17 protein-coding genes and 1 tRNA gene are annotated in these 18498 nt (G+C 60.3%); 13 read left to right on the top strand and 5 right to left on the bottom strand.

The genetic code is table 11. The annotated features are described in order from the left end of the window. Window positions 1-124 precede the first annotated feature (124 nt). Window positions 125-200 (top strand) — tRNA-Trp (locus tag ACTJJ6_RS22040). 269 nt (window positions 201-469) lie between these two features. On the opposite strand, the gene hdfR is transcribed toward ACTJJ6_RS22040, so the two are convergent. Continuing rightward, window positions 470-1297, bottom strand: a complete 828-nt coding sequence (hdfR, locus tag ACTJJ6_RS22035) for an HTH-type transcriptional regulator HdfR (protein WP_028128092.1) — start codon at window positions 1295-1297, stop codon at window positions 470-472. A gap of 119 nt (window positions 1298-1416) precedes the next feature. Here hdfR and ACTJJ6_RS22030 point away from each other — a divergent pair, with 119 nt between their 5' ends. Beyond that, entirely contained in the window at window positions 1417-1755 is a 339-nt protein-coding gene (locus ACTJJ6_RS22030) for a DUF413 domain-containing protein (protein WP_004929946.1), read from the top strand. 27 nt (window positions 1756-1782) lie between these two features. On the opposite strand, the gene ACTJJ6_RS22025 is transcribed toward ACTJJ6_RS22030, so the two are convergent. Next, window positions 1783-3306 carry a YifB family Mg chelatase-like AAA ATPase gene (locus ACTJJ6_RS22025; protein WP_143778601.1) on the bottom strand — a complete coding sequence of 508 codons (1524 nt, stop codon included), beginning with the start codon at window positions 3304-3306 and terminating at the stop codon, window positions 1783-1785. A 340-nt stretch (window positions 3307-3646) separates the two neighbouring features. Here ACTJJ6_RS22025 and ACTJJ6_RS22020 point away from each other — a divergent pair, with 340 nt between their 5' ends. The 10 genes from ACTJJ6_RS22020 (at window position 3647) to ACTJJ6_RS21975 (ending at window position 14020) form a co-directional block, all read left to right on the top strand. Beyond that, on the top strand, window positions 3647-4879 hold the full coding sequence (locus ACTJJ6_RS22020; RefSeq protein ID WP_049300868.1) for an MFS transporter: 1233 nt from the start codon (window positions 3647-3649) through the stop codon (window positions 4877-4879). A gap of 133 nt (window positions 4880-5012) precedes the next feature. Continuing rightward, complete coding sequence (gene ilvL / locus ACTJJ6_RS22015) at window positions 5013-5111, top strand: ilv operon leader peptide (protein ID WP_013814970.1); 99 nt, start codon at window positions 5013-5015, stop codon at window positions 5109-5111. 142 nt (window positions 5112-5253) lie between these two features. After that, window positions 5254-6900: an acetolactate synthase 2 catalytic subunit gene (gene ilvG, locus ACTJJ6_RS22010; RefSeq protein WP_033639153.1), complete on the top strand. Its 1647-nt coding sequence runs from the start codon at window positions 5254-5256 to the stop codon at window positions 6898-6900. Next, window positions 6897-7154: an acetolactate synthase 2 small subunit gene (gene ilvM / locus ACTJJ6_RS22005; protein WP_004929955.1), complete on the top strand. Its 258-nt coding sequence runs from the start codon at window positions 6897-6899 to the stop codon at window positions 7152-7154. The genes ilvG and ilvM overlap by 4 nt, the downstream gene beginning before the upstream one ends. Window positions 7155-7177: 23 nt before the next feature. Beyond that, window positions 7178-8104, top strand: coding sequence for a branched-chain amino acid transaminase (locus ACTJJ6_RS22000; protein ID WP_016930475.1), 927 nt, complete (start codon window positions 7178-7180; stop codon window positions 8102-8104). Between the two features lie 106 nt (window positions 8105-8210). After that, the gene (gene ilvD / locus ACTJJ6_RS21995; RefSeq protein WP_033645377.1) at window positions 8211-10061 is read left to right on the top strand and encodes a dihydroxy-acid dehydratase; all 1851 of its coding nucleotides are present in this window, start codon (window positions 8211-8213) and stop codon (window positions 10059-10061) included. A 5-nt stretch (window positions 10062-10066) separates the two neighbouring features. Beyond that, entirely contained in the window at window positions 10067-11611 is a 1545-nt protein-coding gene (ilvA, locus tag ACTJJ6_RS21990; protein WP_016930473.1) for a threonine ammonia-lyase, biosynthetic, read from the top strand. A 112-nt stretch (window positions 11612-11723) separates the two neighbouring features. Next, a complete protein-coding gene (locus ACTJJ6_RS21985; protein ID WP_016930472.1) occupies window positions 11724-12719 on the top strand; it encodes a hypothetical protein in 996 nt (331 codons plus the stop codon). After that, entirely contained in the window at window positions 12719-13297 is a 579-nt protein-coding gene (locus tag ACTJJ6_RS21980; RefSeq protein WP_016930471.1) for a hypothetical protein, read from the top strand. The genes ACTJJ6_RS21985 and ACTJJ6_RS21980 overlap by 1 nt, the downstream gene beginning before the upstream one ends. Before the next feature lie 21 nt (window positions 13298-13318). Then, window positions 13319-14020, top strand: a complete 702-nt coding sequence (locus tag ACTJJ6_RS21975; protein WP_049300870.1) for a DUF2461 domain-containing protein — start codon at window positions 13319-13321, stop codon at window positions 14018-14020. Window positions 14021-14029: 9 nt separating this feature from the next. On the opposite strand, the gene ilvY is transcribed toward ACTJJ6_RS21975, so the two are convergent. Next, window positions 14030-14920, bottom strand: a complete 891-nt coding sequence (gene ilvY / locus ACTJJ6_RS21970; RefSeq protein ID WP_004929971.1) for an HTH-type transcriptional activator IlvY — start codon at window positions 14918-14920, stop codon at window positions 14030-14032. Between the two features lie 168 nt (window positions 14921-15088). Here ilvY and ilvC point away from each other — a divergent pair, with 168 nt between their 5' ends. After that, window positions 15089-16564 (top strand): ketol-acid reductoisomerase, encoded by a 1476-nt coding sequence (gene ilvC, locus ACTJJ6_RS21965; protein ID WP_440804427.1) that lies wholly within the window; start codon window positions 15089-15091, stop codon window positions 16562-16564. Window positions 16565-16611: 47 nt separating this feature from the next. On the opposite strand, the gene ACTJJ6_RS21960 is transcribed toward ilvC, so the two are convergent. Continuing rightward, window positions 16612-17313 carry a LuxR family transcriptional regulator gene (locus tag ACTJJ6_RS21960; protein WP_049300871.1) on the bottom strand — a complete coding sequence of 234 codons (702 nt, stop codon included), beginning with the start codon at window positions 17311-17313 and terminating at the stop codon, window positions 16612-16614. A gap of 243 nt (window positions 17314-17556) precedes the next feature. After that, window positions 17557-18489 (bottom strand): sugar kinase, encoded by a 933-nt coding sequence (locus ACTJJ6_RS21955; RefSeq protein ID WP_028128093.1) that lies wholly within the window; start codon window positions 18487-18489, stop codon window positions 17557-17559. Window positions 18490-18498: the final 9 nt, after the last annotated feature.

Below are 18498 nucleotides of genomic sequence, written 5' to 3'. Positions count from 1 at the left end.
CGGTAGTTCAGTTGGTTAGAATACCTGCCTGTCACGCAGGGGGTCGCGGGTTCGAGCCCCGTCCGTTCCGCCACTTATTTAATTATGCCTGCTTTATTAGCAGGCATAATGTTAAGCGAGATTTAGGGGCGTAGCTCAGTTGGTAGAGCACCGGTCTCCAAAACCGGGTGTCGCGAGTTCGAGTCTCTCCGCCCCTGCCATATTAAGAACCCTTTGCGAAAGCAAAGGGTTTTTTTTTGCCTATTATCCCGATCCTTAGAGCGTTATCGTTTTGGAAAAGAGCGCATCGGGTGCTCTATGCTGATGCTTATCTGATCCGAGTTGCTCCATAGCCTTTCGATCTTTACCCCCGCAGACCTCCTGATTCTCCTACCATTTTGCATTTTCTTCTCTCAGAAGGCGATGGGCGGCTTTTGGCATGATAGACAGCCAAGACCACGGTGGCGGCTTTTAAGGCCGCCATGGCGCTTTAGGCTGCGGTATTTAAAGGTATTTTAAGTAATTGCCGAATCAAAGGTTGTTGATCGCTGTTTTGCAACCAGACGGCATACAGTGGGCGGATAATCGGCGGGATCTCGGTGGCGGCCACCAGCTGTGGGTACTCTTTTTCCCAATGGCTGGGCAGGAAAGCGCATCCGCCCGTGGTTTCCAACAGCTGACGCGTCAGGTGAGCGGAGGTGGTGGTAAGCACCGGTACGTTATCACCTTCCAACATGCGGTTTTCTTGTTGGTGGAAGTCGGCTCCCCATTCCAGCTTGATGTAGGGCATTGGGGCCTGTTTGTCACGATAAGCGGATGAGAACAGGCGTAATGAGAAATTGCTCAGTTGCTGGCTGGCCAACTCATCCATCTTCGGCGGTTCAGTGGTGATCAGTAAATCGAGCTGCCTTTCATGCAGTTGTTTTACCAAAGAGTGCCTTAATGCCACCCTGGCTTCTAGCTGCAGCGCCTCGCGTTGTTGATAGAGTGCTTGCAACCAGGGAGTCAGATAGGCCTCCCACAACGAAGCGGTAGCGCCGATCGACAACTCGGTGTGTTGCAGCGAACGCACGACTTCCTTCTTCGCCAACTGCCAGGTGTTCATCAGGCTCTCGGCATAGGGCAGAAGCCGCTCGCCGGCAGGCGTCAGGCGGATGTTATTGCGATGACGGGTAAATAAATTTGCGCCCAACTGGTTTTCTAGCTGACGGATGCGGAAACTGACCGCGGACTGCGTTAAGTACAAAGATTCTGCGGCTCTGCCAAAGTGACGCGTTCTACTGACCTCCAAAAAGGTTTTCAGTAATTCGGTATCCACACCTATCTCCAAAAAAATTTGTCGTTAAGATTTAAATGTTTTGTTTTACACGCTGTCAAGCCTATCTAATACTCCGCGCCATAAACAGCACGGCCATAAGAGAATTAGGAGCGTGTCAGATGGCGGATAGCTTCACCACGACCAATCGTTTTTTTGATAATAAACATTACCCTCGCGGGTTCTCCCGTCACGGCGATTTCACCATTAAAGAGGCGCAATTGCTAGAGCGCTTCGGCTACGCGTTTAACGAGTTGGACTCGGGTAAACGCCAGCCGGCCACTGAAGAAGAACAGCTGTTCGTCGCAGTGTGCCGCGGTGAGCGCGAAGCGGCTACCGAGCAGGAAAAAGTATGGGCTAAATATCTGGCGCGCACACGTCGCCCGAAGAAATTCCATACTCTGTCCGGCGGTAAACCGCAGGCTGACGCAGTAGAAGATTACAGCGACAGCGAAGACTAAAGACGATGGGGCCTGCGGGCCCCATTTTCATTCCAGACTGCGATGCAGTTGTAACAGCAGACGGTCCATACTGCGATAGCCCAGCGCTTCGCTGAGGTGGCGCCTGTCGAGCTCAGCATCTCCCGCCAAATCCGCCAGCGTGCGCGCCACTTTCAAGATGCGCTGCCAGGCGCGGACCGATAACCCCAGCGTGTTTAATGTCGCTTCCAAAAACTCGGCGTCTGCCGCCTGCAAAACGCAATCTCGTTCCACTTCACGGTTGCTCAACAGCGCGTTGACTTTACCGGCGCGTTCGAGCTGCCGGGCGCGTGCCTGCTGCACCCTTTTCCGTACTTGTTCGCTGCTTTCTCCATGGGTTTTCCGATGACTGAGCGTACCCGGCGGCAACAATGGCACTTCGATAGACAGATCGAAACGGTCGAGAAAAGGCCCTGACAGCCGGGCCAGATAGCGCAACACCTGCTGCGGTGAGGCGCGATTGTGCAACCCCTGATAATGCCCTGTCGGACTGGGGTTCATTGCCGCGATCAGTTGCACCCTGGCGGGGAAACAGACCTTGGCGTTGGCACGTGAAATCACGATCTCGCCGGATTCCAACGGCTCACGCAGCGCATCCAGTACCTTACGCTCGAATTCCGGCAGTTCATCCAGAAACAGCACGCCGTTATGCGCCATCGAGATCTCGCCCGGTCGCGGCAGTGAGCCGCCGCCGACCAATGCCGCCATCGAGGCGCTGTGGTGCGGCGCGCGAAACGGCCTCTGGCGCCATGGTAGCGCGGCGGGAATGTGATGCTGCAAGCTGGCGATCGCCAGGCTTTCCAGCGCCTCAGCCTCCGTCAGCGGCGGCAGCAAGCCCGTGAGACGGCTGGCCAGCATGGTTTTACCGGTGCCCGGTGGCCCAATCAACAGCAGGTTATGCCCGCCGGCGGCGGCGATCTCTAATGCCCGCTTGGCCTGTTCCTGACCGATGATGTCGCGCAGGTCGGCGTTTTCGCACGCGTTGTCCGCATCGGGGGGCGTGGCCGCTACCGGCAGTTCGCCTTGGCCGAGCAAAAAAGCGCAGACTTCCAGCAGGTGTTGGGCGGTATGGGAGCGCGACTGCGCGATCAGGCCGACTTCGGCGGCGTTGTCCATCGAGAGGATCAGTTGCCGCCCGGCATCAGCCGCCGCCAGTGCCGCCGGGATCGCTCCCCTGACCGCGCGCAGTGAGCCAGACAGCGCGAGCTCGCCAAGAAACTCGTAGCGCGCCAACGGCGCGAGGGGCAATTGCTCGGAGGCGGCGAGGATCGCCAGCGCTATCGGCAGATCGTAACGCCCGCCTTCTTTTGGCAGATCGGCGGGCGCCAAATTGACGGTGATGCGCCGGGCGGGAAAGGTGAAACCGCTGTTGATCAGGGCGCTGCGCACCCGATCGCGCGCCTCTTTTACCGTGGTTTCCGGCAGGCCGACCAGCGTCAGGCCGGGCAGGCCATTGCTGATATGCACCTCCACCGTTACGGAAGGGGCCTGAACGCCGATGATGGCGCGGCTATAGATTAACGCCAGTGACATATCGCTCTCCTTGCTGAGGACGACATGATGCGAGGTTCATCCAGGCATTGCGCGGCGTTATTGGTAGTTTTTCTATGGGTTTCGCAGCGTAATTGCTCATTTTCATCGAAGTAAAGAGATTGTGCGAGCCGCCTCGCAACCTGCGGCAATACCCATTAACAATTCGCTGAAGGCTGCAACACATTAGCGGCCCATACGCATTGCAATCATAGGGTTAACGGGTGTATTTAACAATTGATTAAAAGAAAAATCACTTCTTTAACAAGCTCCGACCGCCGCCGCATTCTGCCCGGCAGCCGCTAAACCTCCTGACTTCGTACTCTACGGTAGGGATAACACTATGTTTGGTTGGACCCCGCTGCAACGCAACGCGGCAATCGCCAGCTTTTCAAGCTGGACGCTCGACGCTTTCGATTTTTTCGTGCTGGTATTCTTACTCAGCGACATCGCGCAATCCTTTCACGTCGGTCTGGAACAGGTCACGTTGGCGATTCTGCTCACGCTGGCGGTGCGCCCGATTGGCGCGCTGATCTTCGGGCGTGCGGCGGAAAAGTATGGCCGCAAACCGATCCTGATGTTGAATATCGTCTTTTTCTCGGTGTTTGAGCTGCTCTCCGCCGCCGCGCCCTCGCTGACGGTCTTCTTGCTGTTGCGGGTGTTGTACGGTATCGCGATGGGCGGCATCTGGGGCGTGGCGTCGTCGTTGGCGATGGAAACCATACCGGACCGCTCACGCGGCCTGATGTCGGGTATTTTCCAGGCCGGCTATCCGTTTGGTTATCTGCTGGCGGCGGTGGTGTACGGCTTGCTGTTCGAAACGGTCGGCTGGCGCGGCATGTTCGTCATCGGCGCGGCGCCGATCCTGCTGCTGCCGTTTATTTATTATTGCGTGCAGGAGTCGCCGGTGTGGCTGGCGGCGCGTGAACGCAAAGAGAGCACCGCCTTGCTGCCGGTGTTGAAGAGCCACTGGAAGCTGTGCTGCTATCTGGTGCTGCTGATGGCGGCGTTCAATTTCTTCTCCCACGGCACGCAGGATCTGTATCCGGTGTTTCTGAAAGTTCAGCACGGTTTCGACCCTAAAACCGTCAGTATCATCGCCATTAGCTACAATATCGCGTCAATTATCGGCGGTGTTTTCTTCGGTTCGTTGTCGGAAAAGATCGGCCGCAAAAAAGCGATCATCATTGCCGCGCTGCTGGCGCTGCCGGTGATCCCGCTGTGGGCGTTTTCCAGCGGTTCGCTGATGTTGGGGATCGGCGCTTTCCTGATGCAGTTCATGGTGCAGGGCGCCTGGGGCGTGGTGCCGACCTACCTGACCGAGCTGGTGCCGGCCAATACCCGCGCGGTGCTGCCGGGGTTTGTGTACCAACTGGGTAACCTGATCGCTTCGGTCAACGCCACGCTGCAAGCCACCATCGCCGAGCATCATGGGCATAATTACGGCCTGGCGATGGCGATCGTCGCCGGTACGGTGGCGGTGGCGATCGCCCTGTTGGTGTTCTTCGGCAAGGATACGCGCGGCAAGGCGATCACCGACGCGGTAGAAAATCCGGGTATGCGCGCCAACGTGTGAAAGATGGGCGATTCGCGTGAGGTATGACCAGATTGCGCCGAATAATAACGCAAAAAAAGTGTTGTCATGCCGCGCGCGACTATGATACCTCTGTAAGCATTAGTTCTGAATGAGCACAGTGAACAAACCCATTATGAAAGCCTTTGCCCAAGTGATTAGCCTAGTCGTGATTAGCGTGGTGGTGATTATTATCCCACCGTGCGGGGCTGCACTTGGACGAAGAAAGGCTTAGCAAACAAGCCGGAATCGCAAGAGAACCCCCGCACCGTCAGGTCCGGGGGTTTTTTATTGGCAAGAGAAAAGTGGAGCAAGGGGCAGAACATGAAAAACAGAACAAAATCCTGCAGTTGTCGAAGTAAGGCGGGGAAATAACCATGAATGGCGCTCAGTGGGTAGTTCAAGCGTTGCGTGCGCAGGGGGTGGATACCGTATTCGGCTATCCGGGCGGGGCAATCATGCCGGTGTACGATGCGTTGTATGACGGCGGCGTGGAACACCTGCTGTGCCGCCATGAACAGGGCGCCGCCATGGCCGCCATCGGCTACGCCCGCGCCACCGGCAAAGTCGGCGTTTGCATCGCCACTTCCGGCCCCGGCGCCACCAACCTGATCACCGGCCTGGCTGATGCGCTGCTCGATTCTGTTCCCGTTGTCGCCATCACCGGTCAGGTGGGTTCCGCGCTGATCGGCACCGATGCCTTTCAGGAGATCGATGTTCTCGGCCTGTCTCTGGCCTGCACCAAGCACAGCTTCCTGGTGGAGTCGCTGGACGCCTTGCCGGGCATCATGGCGGAAGCGTTCGCCATCGCCGCCGGCGGCCGTCCCGGTCCGGTGCTGATCGATATCCCGAAAGACATCCAGCTGGCGCAGGGCGACTTGCACCCGCATCTGATGCCGGTCGACGAAGCGCCGGCGTTCCCGGCGGCGGCGTTGGCCGAGGCGGCTGAGCTGCTGGCGCAGGCGCATAAACCGATGCTGTACGTCGGCGGCGGCGTGGGCATGGCGCAGGCGGTGCCGGCGCTGCGCGAGTTCATCGCCGTGACCCGCATGCCGAACGTCGCCACCCTGAAGGGGCTGGGCGCGCCGGATGCGCAAGATCCGCTGTACCTCGGCATGCTGGGCATGCACGGCACCAAGGCCGCTAACCTGGCGGTGCAGGAGTGCGATTTGCTGATCGCCGTCGGCGCGCGTTTCGATGACCGCGTGACCGGCAAACTGAACGCCTTCGCGCCGCACGCCAAAGTGATCCACATGGATATCGACCCGGCGGAAATGAGCAAGCTGCGCCAGGCGCATGTGGCCCTGCAGGGCGATTTGAAAACGTTGCTGCCGGCGTTGCAGCGCCCGCTGAACATCGCCGCCTGGCAGCAGCAGGTGACGGCGCTGAAAGCCGAGCACGCCTGCCGCTACGATCACCCCGGCCAGCCGATCTACGCGCCGCTGTTCTTGCGCCAGCTGTCCGCCCGCAAGCCGGCCAACAGCGTGGTGACCACCGACGTCGGTCAGCACCAGATGTGGAGCGCGCAACACATGACGTTCGAGCGCCCGGAGAATTTCATCACCTCCAGCGGTCTCGGCACCATGGGGTTCGGCGTGCCGGCGGCGGTAGGGGCCCAAATTGCCCGCCCGCAAGATACGGTGATCTGCGTCTCGGGCGATGGTTCCTTCATGATGAACGTGCAGGAACTGGGCACTATCAAGCGCAAACAGCTGCCGCTGAAGATCGTGCTGCTGGACAACCAGCGTCTCGGGATGGTGCGCCAATGGCAGCAGCTGTTCTTCGACGGCCGCTACAGCGAAACCAACCTGTCCGATAACCCCGATTTCCTGATGCTGGCCGCCGCCTTCGGCATTCCCGGCCAGCGCATCAGCCGCAAGGATCAGGTGGAGGGCGCGCTCGAGGCGCTGTTCAACACCGAAGGCCCTTATCTGCTGCAGGTCTCTATCGACGAACTCGAAAACGTCTGGCCGCTGGTGCCGCCGGGCGCCGGTAACGAAACCATGTTGGAGGAAATATCATGATGCAGCATCAACTCTCGATCCAGGCGCGTTTTCGCCCCGAAATGTTAGAGCGCGTATTGCGGGTCGTGCGTCATCGCGGCTTTCAGGTTTGTGCTATGAATATGGTTTCCCCGGCCAACGCCGACAGCATCAATATCGAATTGACCGTTGCCAGCCCGCGCCCGGTCGCCCTGTTGTCATCTCAATTAAGCAAACTGATGGACGTCTCCTGCGTCGAGATCCAGCAGCCAACATCACAACAAATACGCGCCTGAGGCGCCGAGAAGGATAAATAACAATGACAAAGAAAGCCGATTACATTTGGTTCAATGGTGAGATGGTTCCTTGGGCCGAGGCCAAAGTGCACGTGATGTCGCACGCGTTGCATTACGGCACGTCGGTGTTTGAAGGGGTGCGCTGCTACGACTCGCACTTGGGGCCGGTGGTATTCCGTCATCGCGAGCATATGCAGCGCCTGCACGATTCGGCGAAAATCTACCGCATGCCGGTGTCGCAAAGCGTCGACGAGCTGATGGAAGCTTGCCGCGCTACGCTGCGCAAGAACAACCTGGTCAGCGCGTACATTCGCCCGCTGGTGTTCGTCGGCGATGTCGGCATGGGCGTCAACCCGCCGGCCGGTTATAAAACGGACGTGATTATCGCGGCGTTTCCTTGGGGCGCTTACCTGGGTGAAGAAGCGCTGGATCAAGGCATCGATGCGATGGTCTCCTCCTGGCACCGCGTCGCACCAAACACGATCCCCACTGCGGCCAAGGCCGGCGGCAATTATCTTTCCTCCCTGCTGGTGGGCAGCGAAGCGCGTCGCCACGGCTATCAGGAAGGCATTGCGCTCGACGTGCACGGTTACATTTCCGAAGGGGCGGGCGAAAACCTGTTTGAAGTGAAAGACGGCGTGCTCTATACCCCGCCATTCACCTCTTCGGCGCTGCCGGGCATTACCCGCGACGCGATCATCAAGCTGGCGAAAGACATGGGCTTCGAGGTGCGCGAGCAGGTGCTGTCGCGCGAATCGCTGTACCTGGCCGACGAAGTGTTCATGTCCGGCACCGCGGCGGAGATCACGCCGGTGCGCAGCGTGGACGGCATTCAGGTCGGCATCGGCAAATGCGGCCCGGTGACCAAACAGATCCAACAGGCGTTCTTCGGCCTGTTCAGCGGCAAGACCGAAGACAAATACGGTTGGCTGGATCCGGTCAATCCGTAACGATAAGGTTCGCCGCGCAGCGTGGCGGACGACAAGACAGACAAGATAAGAATATCCAGGCGGTTCGTTCGCCGCCTGTCATAAATACATTTGGAGTGAAAAGAGCATGCCTAAGTACCGTTCCGCCACCACCACCCACGGCCGCAATATGGCGGGTGCCCGCGCATTGTGGCGCGCGACCGGGATGACCGACGCCGATTTCGGCAAGCCAATCATCGCCGTGGTCAACTCCTTTACCCAGTTCGTGCCTGGCCATGTGCATCTGCGCGATCTGGGCAAACTGGTCGCCGAACAGATCGAAGCCTCCGGCGGCGTGGCCAAAGAGTTCAACACCATTGCGGTGGATGACGGCATCGCCATGGGCCACGGCGGCATGCTCTATTCCCTGCCGTCGCGCGAGCTGATCGCCGACTCGGTCGAATACATGGTGAACGCCCACTGCGCCGATGCGATGGTGTGCATCTCCAACTGTGACAAGATCACCCCGGGCATGCTGATGGCGGCGTTGCGCCTGAATATTCCGGTGATCTTCGTCTCCGGCGGTCCGATGGAAGCCGGCAAGACCAAACTCTCCAACCAGATCATCAAGCTGGATCTGGTGGACGCGATGATCCAGGGCGCGAACCCGAACGTCAGCGACGCCGACAGCGAGCAGATCGAGCGTTCCGCCTGCCCGACCTGCGGCTCTTGCTCCGGCATGTTCACCGCCAACTCAATGAACTGCCTGACCGAAGCGCTGGGCCTGTCGCAGCCGGGCAACGGTTCGCTGCTGGCCACCCACGCCGATCGCAAGGAACTGTTCCTCAACGCCGGCAAGCGCATCGTCGAGCTGACCAAACGCTATTACGAGCAGGACGACGAGAGCGCGCTGCCGCGCAATATCGCCAACAAGGCGGCATTTGAAAACGCCATGACGCTGGACATCGCCATGGGCGGCTCGACCAACACCGTGCTGCACCTGCTGGCTTCGGCGCAGGAAGGCGAGGTGGACTTCACCATGGAGGACATCGATCGCCTGTCGCGCAAAGTGCCGCACCTGTGCAAGGTGGCACCGAGCACGCAGAAATATCACATGGAAGACGTGCACCGCGCCGGCGGCGTGATCGGCATCCTCGGCGAGCTGGATCGCGCCGGCTTGCTGAACCGCGAGGTGAACAACGTATTGGGGCTGACCCTGCCGCAGACGCTGGAAGCCTACGACGTGATGCTGACCCGCGACGAAAGCGTCAAGAAAATGTACTCCGCCGGGCCGGCCGGTATCCGCACCACGCAGGCATTCTCTCAGGATTGCCGTTGGGATTCGCTGGACACCGACCGCAAGGAAGGCTGCATCCGCACCCGTGAGCACGCCTACAGTCAGGACGGCGGGTTGGCGGTGCTGTACGGCAACCTGGCGGAAAACGGCTGCATCGTCAAAACCGCCGGCGTCGACAAGGAAATCCTCACCTTCCGCGGCCCGGCCAAAGTGTATGAAAGCCAGGACGACGCGGTAGAAGCGATCCTCGGCGGTAAAGTGGTAGCGGGCGACGTAGTGGTGATTCGCTACGAAGGGCCGAAAGGCGGGCCGGGCATGCAGGAAATGCTTTACCCAACCACCTACCTGAAATCGATGGGACTGGGCAAGGCGTGCGCGCTGATCACCGACGGGCGTTTCTCCGGCGGCACCTCCGGGTTGTCCATCGGCCACGCTTCGCCGGAAGCGGCCAGCGGCGGCCTGATCGCCCTGGTGCAGGACGGCGACATGATCGCGATCGACATTCCTCATCGCGGCATCCAGCTGGATGTCAGCGAGCAGGAGTTGGCGGCGCGGCATGAGGCGGAACTGGCGCGCGGCGACGCGGCCTGGACGCCGAAAAATCGTGAACGTCAGGTGTCCTTCGCGCTGCGCGCCTACGCCTCGTTGGCCACCAGCGCCGACAAAGGCGCGGTGCGCGACAAGAGCAAACTGGGGGGATAAGCAGCATGGCGGTCTCTCAACCCCTACCCAGCGCCCCCTGCGGCGCGGAATATCTGCGAGCGGTACTGCGCTCGCCGGTCTACGAGGTGGCGCAGGTCACCCCGTTGCAGGCCATGAGCAAAATCTCTTCGCGCCTCGGCAACACCATTTTGGTGAAGCGCGAAGATCGCCAACCGGTGCACAGCTTCAAGCTGCGCGGGGCCTATGCGATGATCGCCGGGCTGGACGAAGAGCAGAAGGCGCGCGGCGTCGTGACGGCTTCGGCCGGCAACCACGCGCAGGGCGTCGCCTTCTCCGGTAAACGGCTGGGCATCAAAACGCTGATCGTGATGCCGGTGTCCACCGCGGACATCAAGGTGGATGCGGTGCGCGGTTTCGGCGGCGAAGTGTTGCTGCACGGCGCCAATTTCGACGAGGCCAAGGCAAAGGCGATTGAACTTTCCCAACAGCAGGGCATGACCTTCGTGCCGCCGTTCGATCACCCGACGGTGATCGCCGGGCAGGGCACGCTGGCGATGGAGCTGCTGCAGCAAGACGCGCATCTGGATCGGGTCTTCGTGCCGGTCGGCGGCGGCGGCCTGGCCGCCGGGGTGGCGGTGCTGATCAAACAGCTGATGCCGCAGATCAAAGTGATCGGCGTCGAAGCGGAAGACTCCGCCTGCCTGCGCGCGGCGCTGGATGCCGGCCATCCGGTGGATCTGGCGCGCGTCGGGCTGTTCGCCGAAGGCGTGGCGGTGAAACGCATCGGCGACGAAACCTTCCGCCTGTGCCGTGAGTATCTGGACGACGTGATCACCGTGGACAGCGACGCCATCTGCGCGGCGGTCAAAGATCTGTTCGAGGACGTGCGCGCCATCGCCGAACCTTCCGGCGCGCTGGCGCTGGCGGGGCTGAAAAAGTACGTCCAGCAGCACAACATTCAGGGCGAGCGTCTGGCGCACGTGCTGTCCGGCGCCAACCTCAACTTCCATGGGCTGCGCTACGTTTCCGAGCGCTGCGAACTGGGCGAACAACGCGAAGCGCTGCTGGCGGTGACCATTCCGGAACAACAGGGCAGCTTCCTCAAGTTCTGCCAACTGCTGGGCGGGCGCTCGGTGACCGAATTCAACTACCGCTACGCCGATGCCGACAACGCCTGCATTTTCGTCGGCGTGCGTCTGACGCGCGGCCACGCCGAACGACGGGAGATCATCGACGAACTCAACGCCGGCGGTTATCAGGTGGTGGATCTGTCGGACGATGAGATGGCCAAGCTGCACGTGCGCTACATGGTGGGCGGGCGTCCGTCGAAGCCGCTGCGCGAACGGCTGTACAGCTTTGAGTTTCCGGAGTCGCCGGGCGCGCTGCTGAAGTTCCTGCAAACGCTGGGCACGCACTGGAACATCTCGTTGTTCCACTATCGCAGCCACGGCACCGACTTCGGCCGGGTGCTGGCGGCCTTTGAACTGGCGCAAAGCGAGCCGGAATTCGAGCGGCACCTGCAGGCGCTGGGCTACGATTGCCACGACGAAACCGACAACCCGGCGTTCCGCTTCTTTTTGCAGGGGTGAGCCGGATTGATAAGCAACCGTGACGCGTTAGTCAGTTTATAGGTTGCATGGTTGTGATTTTGTCGTGCATTTTTATACTGCCAAGACTTCTGACGTATAGGGATGCACGACAATGAAAACCGCTTTTTCTACGCCGTTCGGTTCTCCCGAAGACGATTTGACCAACGCCGAATTTGCCCGCTTGTTGGGCAATGCCGGGGTACAAGAGTTCTATCGCGATATTAATCTGCAAGCCTTGCAGGACTCGCTGGACTGCAGCCTCGCTTTTCATGGCGTGGGAATTATTTTTTCCGACGGGCAAAACTCATTTTTAGTCCGCCCGACGCAGCACACCGGTTATTCGAACGCTTCGCAGGTCACCCACGTGGTCATCAGCAAAACGGTGGCTCATACCTCGCGCGTTGCCGCGACCAATACGCTGTCGGAAGCGTTGAGCAAACCCAGCGTCAGCAAAGAGTTGGCCTCGGCCGCGCTGTCGTGCGGAACGCTGCTGGTATCGGTATTTTTACTGGCGTCGGGCAGCGTCGCCGTGCCGTTTACCGGCGGCACCAGCTCAGCGGTGGCTTATCTGGGCTATGCCGGCATGGCCGCCAGCGCGCTGCAGTGCGGCAATGGGCTATACCGCGTCAACAAGCTTTATGACGGAAAAGGCGATGAATTGGCTCAGCTCGACTCTGAGCAGTGGTATATCGCCACCAGCACCGTACTCGATGTGATCTCGCTGGCCAGCGCGGGGGCCGCCCTGAAGGAAGCGACGATGACCTACCGCGCCATGCGCCGCATTTCGGCGCGCAAGGCGACGGAATGGCTGAAAAGCATGCCCCGCAGCGAAAGGAAGCGGCTGACCGAAAACATCATTCGGGCGGAAAACCCGGGGATTTCCAATAACGTCTTGAAAGAGATGGTGAAGAACGGCTTATACCCGAAGCGCTATCCGACGGAAGCGATCCAAAACGGGCTGCGTCAGCAACTGCATTCGGCGCTCAATAACTCATTGACGTTCGTGGGCAGCGGCATCAGCGGCACCCTGTCTGCGCCGGTGAATGTGAAAACCACCGGGCAGTATTTTGTGGGCATTATGCAGAAATTGCCGCAGATGGTGAGGTAATGGCGGATTGGATGATTAAACGCCTGATCGTGCAGGGCCGGGAGATGGAAAGCCAAATCGCGGCGCGCGATCGTGCGCTTTTCGCCGGCGTGGATGCGCAGCTTGAGCAGCATTTCCTGACGCCGGGCCAGCGGCTGTCACCGCCGGGCGTCGGCAATGTCATGTTGCTGATGGTATGCCTGACGCTGGGGCTGGCGGGCGTGATGGGCCTGGCCACGGACGTGGCGGCCGCCTGGAGCGGCAAGACTTCTGCCGCCGTTCTAATGGGCAGCGGCGCGATCGTGGCGGTGTGGATGACGCTGATCCTGTTCCAACTGGTGCAGGGTAAAAACAGCGGGGTGGTATTGCTGCAATATTACCTTGGCATGCTCGGTCTGTGTTGCCTCGGCGCCGCGGCGGCGTGGGCGGCGGGCATGACCGGCATCGCCACCGGCGCCCTGCTGCTGGGGGGCGCGGTTGGCGGGGCGCTGTTCAGCAACCGGGCGGCGTTCTACCTGTATGTCGCTTATTTCCGCACGCGTCGGCGCGTGTTTATCAAACGCCGTTGGCAGAGGGAAGATCTGCGCAACACCCGATAAACCGTCAGAACGGAAAAACTTATGACGCAACCTTTCTCCGGCTTTAGCCAGCAGGGCCTGAATTTCCTGCAGCAGGTGCGGATCGAGAACGATAAGGCGTGGTTCGACGGCAACCGCGACATCTACGATCGCGAGCTGCTGGCGCCGTTTCGCGCGCTGGTGGAGCAGTTGGCTCCCGGCATGCTGGCGATCGATCCGCAGTTCGAGACTCGCCCGGCGATCGGCAAAACGCTGTCGCGCATTCATCGCGATACGCGGTTTTCTCACGACAAGTCGCGCTACCGCAGCCGCATGTGGCTGACGTTCAAGCGCCCGAGCAAAGACTGGAAAGATGCGCCGGTCTACTTTTTCGAACTGGGGCCGGACATGCTGCGCTATGGGCTCGGCTACTACAGCGCCAACAAGCCGACCATGGATCTGTTCCGCCATACGCTGAAACAACGGCCGCAGCCTTTCCTGGAGGTGGCCGCCTGCTGCCGGCCGCCGTTCGAGCTGGTGGGCGAAAGCTACAAGCGCCCGCTGGTGAAGGAGCAGGCGGCGGAGATCGCCACCTGGTACAACCGCAAGTCGTTTGCGGTGATGGTGACGGACAGCGAAGTGGAAAAGCTGTTCAACGCCGATCTGGCGCCGCTGCTGGCCGGGGCGTTTTTGCAGCTTGAGCCGCTCTACCACTGGCTGATGCAGGTAGAGACGATGAAGCAGATCGATCCGGCAGACCTTTGAAACCCCGCGTCAGCGGGGATGCAGCAACCGCCAAAAGGCGTCGATCAACGGATCGCTGAGGCGCTTTTTCTGAACGCAGACCCCCAGTTCGAAGGGTTCGACCATCGAGATGTTATCCAGCTGCGAGATGCGGTTGCGTACCGGCTCCGGGCTGTTGTCCACCACCACGCTTGGGATCAGCGCGATGCCGCAGCCCAGGGCCACCATCGACACGATGGCCTCGTGGCCGCCGACGGTAGCGTAAATCAGCGGATTGCTGATGCGGTGGCGGCGGAACCACAGTTCGATACGTTTTCGCGAAGGGCCGTGCTCCGGCAAGATGAACGGGATCTCGGCCCAGTCGGGCTTGTCGGCGAACGCCTGGCTGCGCACCGCGCAGGGCAGCGCCGGCGCGATCAGCACCAGCGGAATTTCGCCGATTTTGGTGAACGCCACGCTGGCGGGCAGCGTTTCCGGCCGGCCGGCGATGCCGAGATCGGCCTCGTTGGATTGCACCTTGTCGACCGCGTCGGCGGCATCGCCGGTGGTCAGCTTGATCTCTACCAGCGGGTGCTGCGCACGGAAGCGATCGAGGATCGGCGGCAGGTGGCTGTACGCCGCGGTCACCGAGCAGAACAGCCGCAGTTCGCCGCTCAGCGAAGGGCCGTGCTGGCCGAGCGAGTGTTTCAGCTGCTGATACTGCAGCAACGTCTGTTGGGCGAATTCTTTCAGCTGTTCACCGGCGTCGGTGAGCTGCACGGTGCGGTTATCGCGCAGGAACAGCGGCTGCCCGAGGATCTCTTCCAGCCGCTGGATCTGGCGGGAGAGCGTCGACGGGCTGACGTGCATCGCCTTGGCGGTGCGCCCGAAGTGATGGCTTTCGGCCAGATGCAGGAACAGCTTTAAATCACGTAAATCCATATCGATACGCTCGCAGTGAGAGTGTTGCAAAAATTGCAATGTCACGTTCTCAATATATCAATTTAAGCAACGCATTTCCTGTTATACATTGAGTTTAACGAATCTCCGCACAGACAGGGCGGGGAATGAAAATAACAATGCAAGACAACATCAAACCGGAGTACCACCATGGCTAACTATTTCAACACATTGAACCTGCGTCAGCAGTTGGCGCAATTGGGTAAATGCCGCTTTATGGCGCGCGACGAATTTGCTGACGAAGCCGGCTACCTGAAAGGTAAAAAAGTGGTGATTGTCGGCTGTGGCGCCCAGGGGCTGAACCAGGGGCTGAACATGCGCGATTCCGGTCTGGATGTCGCCTATGCCCTGCGCAAAGAAGCGATTGACGAGAAGCGCGCTTCCTGGCGCAAGGCGACCGAAAACGGCTTTAAGGTCGGCACCTACGAAGATTTGATCCCGCAGGCGGATCTGGTGGTTAACCTGACCCCGGACAAGCAGCACTCTTCCGTGGTGCGTGCGGTGCAGCCGCTGATGAAAGACGGCGCGGCGCTGGGTTACTCCCACGGCTTCAACATCGTTGAAGTGGGCGAGCAGGTGCGCAAAGACCTCACCGTGGTGATGGTCGCGCCGAAGTGCCCGGGCACCGAAGTGCGCGAAGAGTACAAGCGCGGCTTCGGCGTGCCGACCCTGATTGCGGTTCACCCGGAAAACGATCCGAAAGGCGAAGGCATGGCGATCGCCAAGGCCTGGGCGGCGGCGACCGGCGGCCACCGTGCCGGCGTGCTGGAATCCTCCTTCGTCGCTGAAGTGAAATCTGACCTGATGGGCGAGCAGACCATTCTGTGCGGCATGCTGCAGGCGGGTTCTCTGCTGTGCTTCGACAAGCTGGTTGCTGAAGGCGCCGATCCGGCTTACGCCGAGAAACTGATTCAGTTCGGCTGGGAAACCATCACCGAAGCGCTGAAGCAGGGCGGCATCACGCTGATGATGGATCGCCTGTCCAACCCGGCCAAGCTGCGCGCCTATGCGCTGTCCGAACAGCTGAAAACCATCATGGCGCCGCTGTTCCAGAAGCACATGGACGACATCATCTCCGGCGCTTTCTCCAGCGGCATGATGGCCGACTGGGCGGAAGACGACGTGAAACTGCTGACCTGGCGCGAAGGGACCGGCAAAACTGCGTTCGAGAATGCGCCGCAGTTTGAAGGCAAAATCAGCGAGCAAGAGTACTTCGATCACGGCGTGCTGATGGTGGCGATGGTGAAAGCGGGCGTTGAGCTGGCGTTCGAAACCATGGTCGATGCCGGCATCATCGAAGAATCGGCTTACTACGAGTCGCTGCACGAGCTGCCGTTGATCGCCAACACCATTGCGCGTAAGCGTCTGTATGAAATGAACGTGGTCATCTCCGATACCGCGGAGTACGGCAACTACCTGTTCGCCAACGCGGCGGTGCCGTTGCTGAAGGATTTCATGACCACCCTGCAGGCGGGCGATTTGGGCAAAGCCGTGGCGGGTACGGCGGTGGACAACGCGCAGCTGCGCGACGTGAACGAAGCGGTGCGCAGCCATCCAATCGAAACCGTCGGCCGCAAACTGCGCGGCTACATGACCGACATGAAACGTATCGCCGTTGCGGGCTGATTTTCCGCAAGATAAAAAACAAAAAGCCGGCTGCAATGCCGGCTTTTTTATGCCTGAGGCGGCGCGATCAGTTGCCGTTCAAGGCCGCGCCGGATCGCGTGTTTGGCGTTGGCGACCCCCAGCTTCCGCACCGCATTGCCGATGTGAAACTTCACCGTGCCGGTTTTGATCCCCAGGATCAGCGCGATCTCATTATAGGTTTTGCCCTGGCTGGCCCAATAGAGAATTTCCCCTTCGCGCGGCGAGAGCCGATCCTTTCGGCTCGCCTCGGCGCTGGCCAACGCAAGCGCGTGCTGGTGGGTATCGACCAAGACGATCTGCAGGCTGGCCCTTTCTTCCTCCATTAGCTGCCGCAGTTCGGCGTCATCGGCCGCCGTCGCGCTGATCGACAAGATCGCCAGATTGTTGTCGTGATCGTGCAAAACAAAGCTGCAACCGTGCACGATGTCGTACTCCCGCGCCTGGCTGAAGATCTTCCGGTAATGCCGATCCTCGGTGGTGAGGGCGGTGTCGTGCCACATAAAGGGCGCACAGCGGTTATGGGCGGCGCGCACGACGGGATCGATGTGCTGATAGCGATTGGCACTGTAGATGTCCAGCCATTCTTGCGGATAGCTCGATACCAGCAGATGGCGGTCGGGATGGTGTTTATTGAAGGTCAAGTAAGCGTATTTGAATTGGCTGAAGGCCTGTAGCCGGCCATCAAGATGCAGTCTTGCGGCGACGGCGTTGGCGAATGTGACGGCCATCGGTAACCTCCCTGTCGTTCGGCGGCTCAGCCCGACCTGCACCAAAGTCCAGCTAGTCAGTGCGGCGGATTGAAATTTATACTCGGCTAATAAATTCAAAAAGACGGCAATGCCAAGACCCGAGCTTAGCAGCTCTGGGCGGAAATAAGCCAACGCCAGGGAAATTCTTTCAATCATCCTCCGATCAATGCTTCTGGGATCCATTGCGTGGGCGGCGGGGCGACTTCGCCGCCGCCTTATTGATTATGCGGGCATCGCCGCTGCGGGAATGATGGCGCCGCGATGTTGGATCACCGTCGCAGCAAGCTGATGGCCGCGCTGCGCCGCCTGCCGGGCGCCGCCGCCGTTCAGGCGCACCGCCAGGTAGCCGGCGCTGAAAGAGTCGCCCGCCGCAGTGGTATCCACCACGCGCTCCGGCGGCAGTGCGATCGCCGGCACCTCAAGCCGCTCCCCCTCCACATTGAACACCAGACAGGCATCCGCGCCGCGTTTGATAACGATCTCGCCGACGCCGAGCGCCTGCGTGCGCGTCACTATCTGTTCAACCGGCTGCGCTCCCCACAGCAATTCTTCGTCATCCAGCGTCAAAAAGGCGATGTCGGTGCAGGCCAGCACCTCGCGGTAGGCCTGCTGCGTTTCCTCACGGCTTGGCCACAGACGCGGGCGGTAGTTGTTGTCGAAGATCACCTGGCCGCCGTTGGCGCGACAGCGGCGCAGCAACGTCAGCAGCTTCGTGCGGTCGGCAGGCGCGAGGATCGCCAGGCTAATGCCGCTGAGGTACAGGTAATCGAACTGCGCCAGCCGCGCGCACAGTGCGTCGGCCTGCGGTCCAGCAAGCCAATAGCGGGCGGCGGCGTCATTGCGCCAATAGTAGAAAGTGCGTTCGCCGGCGGCGTCGGTTTCGATCACGTACAGGCCCGGCAGCTTGTTGTCGAACTGCTGAATCAACCCGGTCTCGATCTTCTCCTGCCGCCAGGCCTGCAGCATCTCGCCGCTGAAGCTGTCGGTGCCGAGCGCAGTGACGTAATGCACCTGCAACGTCTGTTTCGGCATTTGGCGGGCGAGGTAGACGGCGGTGTTGAGGGTATCGCCGCCAAAGCCGCGCGTCAGCTGTGCGCCCTGCTGTGACAGCTCGATCATGCATTCGCCGATCACGGCGAGGTTTCGGATAGTCATCGTCAATAA

It is taken from the genome of Serratia sp. 22278 (genome assembly GCF_052045405.1).
GTDB classification, from domain to species: Bacteria; Pseudomonadota; Gammaproteobacteria; order Enterobacterales; family Enterobacteriaceae; genus Serratia; species Serratia marcescens.
The sequence above is the reverse complement of the archived record's forward strand: the minus strand, read 5'-3'. Positions and strand labels throughout refer to the sequence as shown.

What these genes read in the sequence shown, in the direction of transcription:
- ACTJJ6_RS22030 (WP_004929946.1), top strand. Translation starts at nt 1,417, where the DNA reads ATGGCGGATAGCTTCACCACGACCAATCGTTTTTTTGATAATAAACAT.
- ACTJJ6_RS22025 (WP_143778601.1), bottom strand. Translation starts at nt 3,306, where the DNA reads ATGTCACTGGCGTTAATCTATAGCCGCGCCATCATCGGCGTTCAGGCC.
- ACTJJ6_RS22020 (WP_049300868.1), top strand. Translation starts at nt 3,647, where the DNA reads ATGTTTGGTTGGACCCCGCTGCAACGCAACGCGGCAATCGCCAGCTTT.
- ilvL (WP_013814970.1), top strand. Translation starts at nt 5,013, where the DNA reads ATGAAAGCCTTTGCCCAAGTGATTAGCCTAGTCGTGATTAGCGTGGTG.
- ilvG (WP_033639153.1), top strand. Translation starts at nt 5,254, where the DNA reads ATGAATGGCGCTCAGTGGGTAGTTCAAGCGTTGCGTGCGCAGGGGGTG.
- ilvM (WP_004929955.1), top strand. Translation starts at nt 6,897, where the DNA reads ATGATGCAGCATCAACTCTCGATCCAGGCGCGTTTTCGCCCCGAAATG.
- ACTJJ6_RS22000 (WP_016930475.1), top strand. Translation starts at nt 7,178, where the DNA reads ATGACAAAGAAAGCCGATTACATTTGGTTCAATGGTGAGATGGTTCCT.
- ilvD (WP_033645377.1), top strand. Translation starts at nt 8,211, where the DNA reads ATGCCTAAGTACCGTTCCGCCACCACCACCCACGGCCGCAATATGGCG.
- ilvA (WP_016930473.1), top strand. Translation starts at nt 10,067, where the DNA reads ATGGCGGTCTCTCAACCCCTACCCAGCGCCCCCTGCGGCGCGGAATAT.
- ACTJJ6_RS21985 (WP_016930472.1), top strand. Translation starts at nt 11,724, where the DNA reads ATGAAAACCGCTTTTTCTACGCCGTTCGGTTCTCCCGAAGACGATTTG.
- ACTJJ6_RS21980 (WP_016930471.1), top strand. Translation starts at nt 12,719, where the DNA reads ATGGCGGATTGGATGATTAAACGCCTGATCGTGCAGGGCCGGGAGATG.
- ACTJJ6_RS21975 (WP_049300870.1), top strand. Translation starts at nt 13,319, where the DNA reads ATGACGCAACCTTTCTCCGGCTTTAGCCAGCAGGGCCTGAATTTCCTG.
- ilvY (WP_004929971.1), bottom strand. Translation starts at nt 14,920, where the DNA reads ATGGATTTACGTGATTTAAAGCTGTTCCTGCATCTGGCCGAAAGCCAT.
- ilvC (WP_440804427.1), top strand. Translation starts at nt 15,089, where the DNA reads ATGGCTAACTATTTCAACACATTGAACCTGCGTCAGCAGTTGGCGCAA.
- ACTJJ6_RS21960 (WP_049300871.1), bottom strand. Translation starts at nt 17,313, where the DNA reads ATGGCCGTCACATTCGCCAACGCCGTCGCCGCAAGACTGCATCTTGAT.
- ACTJJ6_RS21955 (WP_028128093.1), bottom strand. Translation starts at nt 18,489, where the DNA reads ATGACTATCCGAAACCTCGCCGTGATCGGCGAATGCATGATCGAGCTG.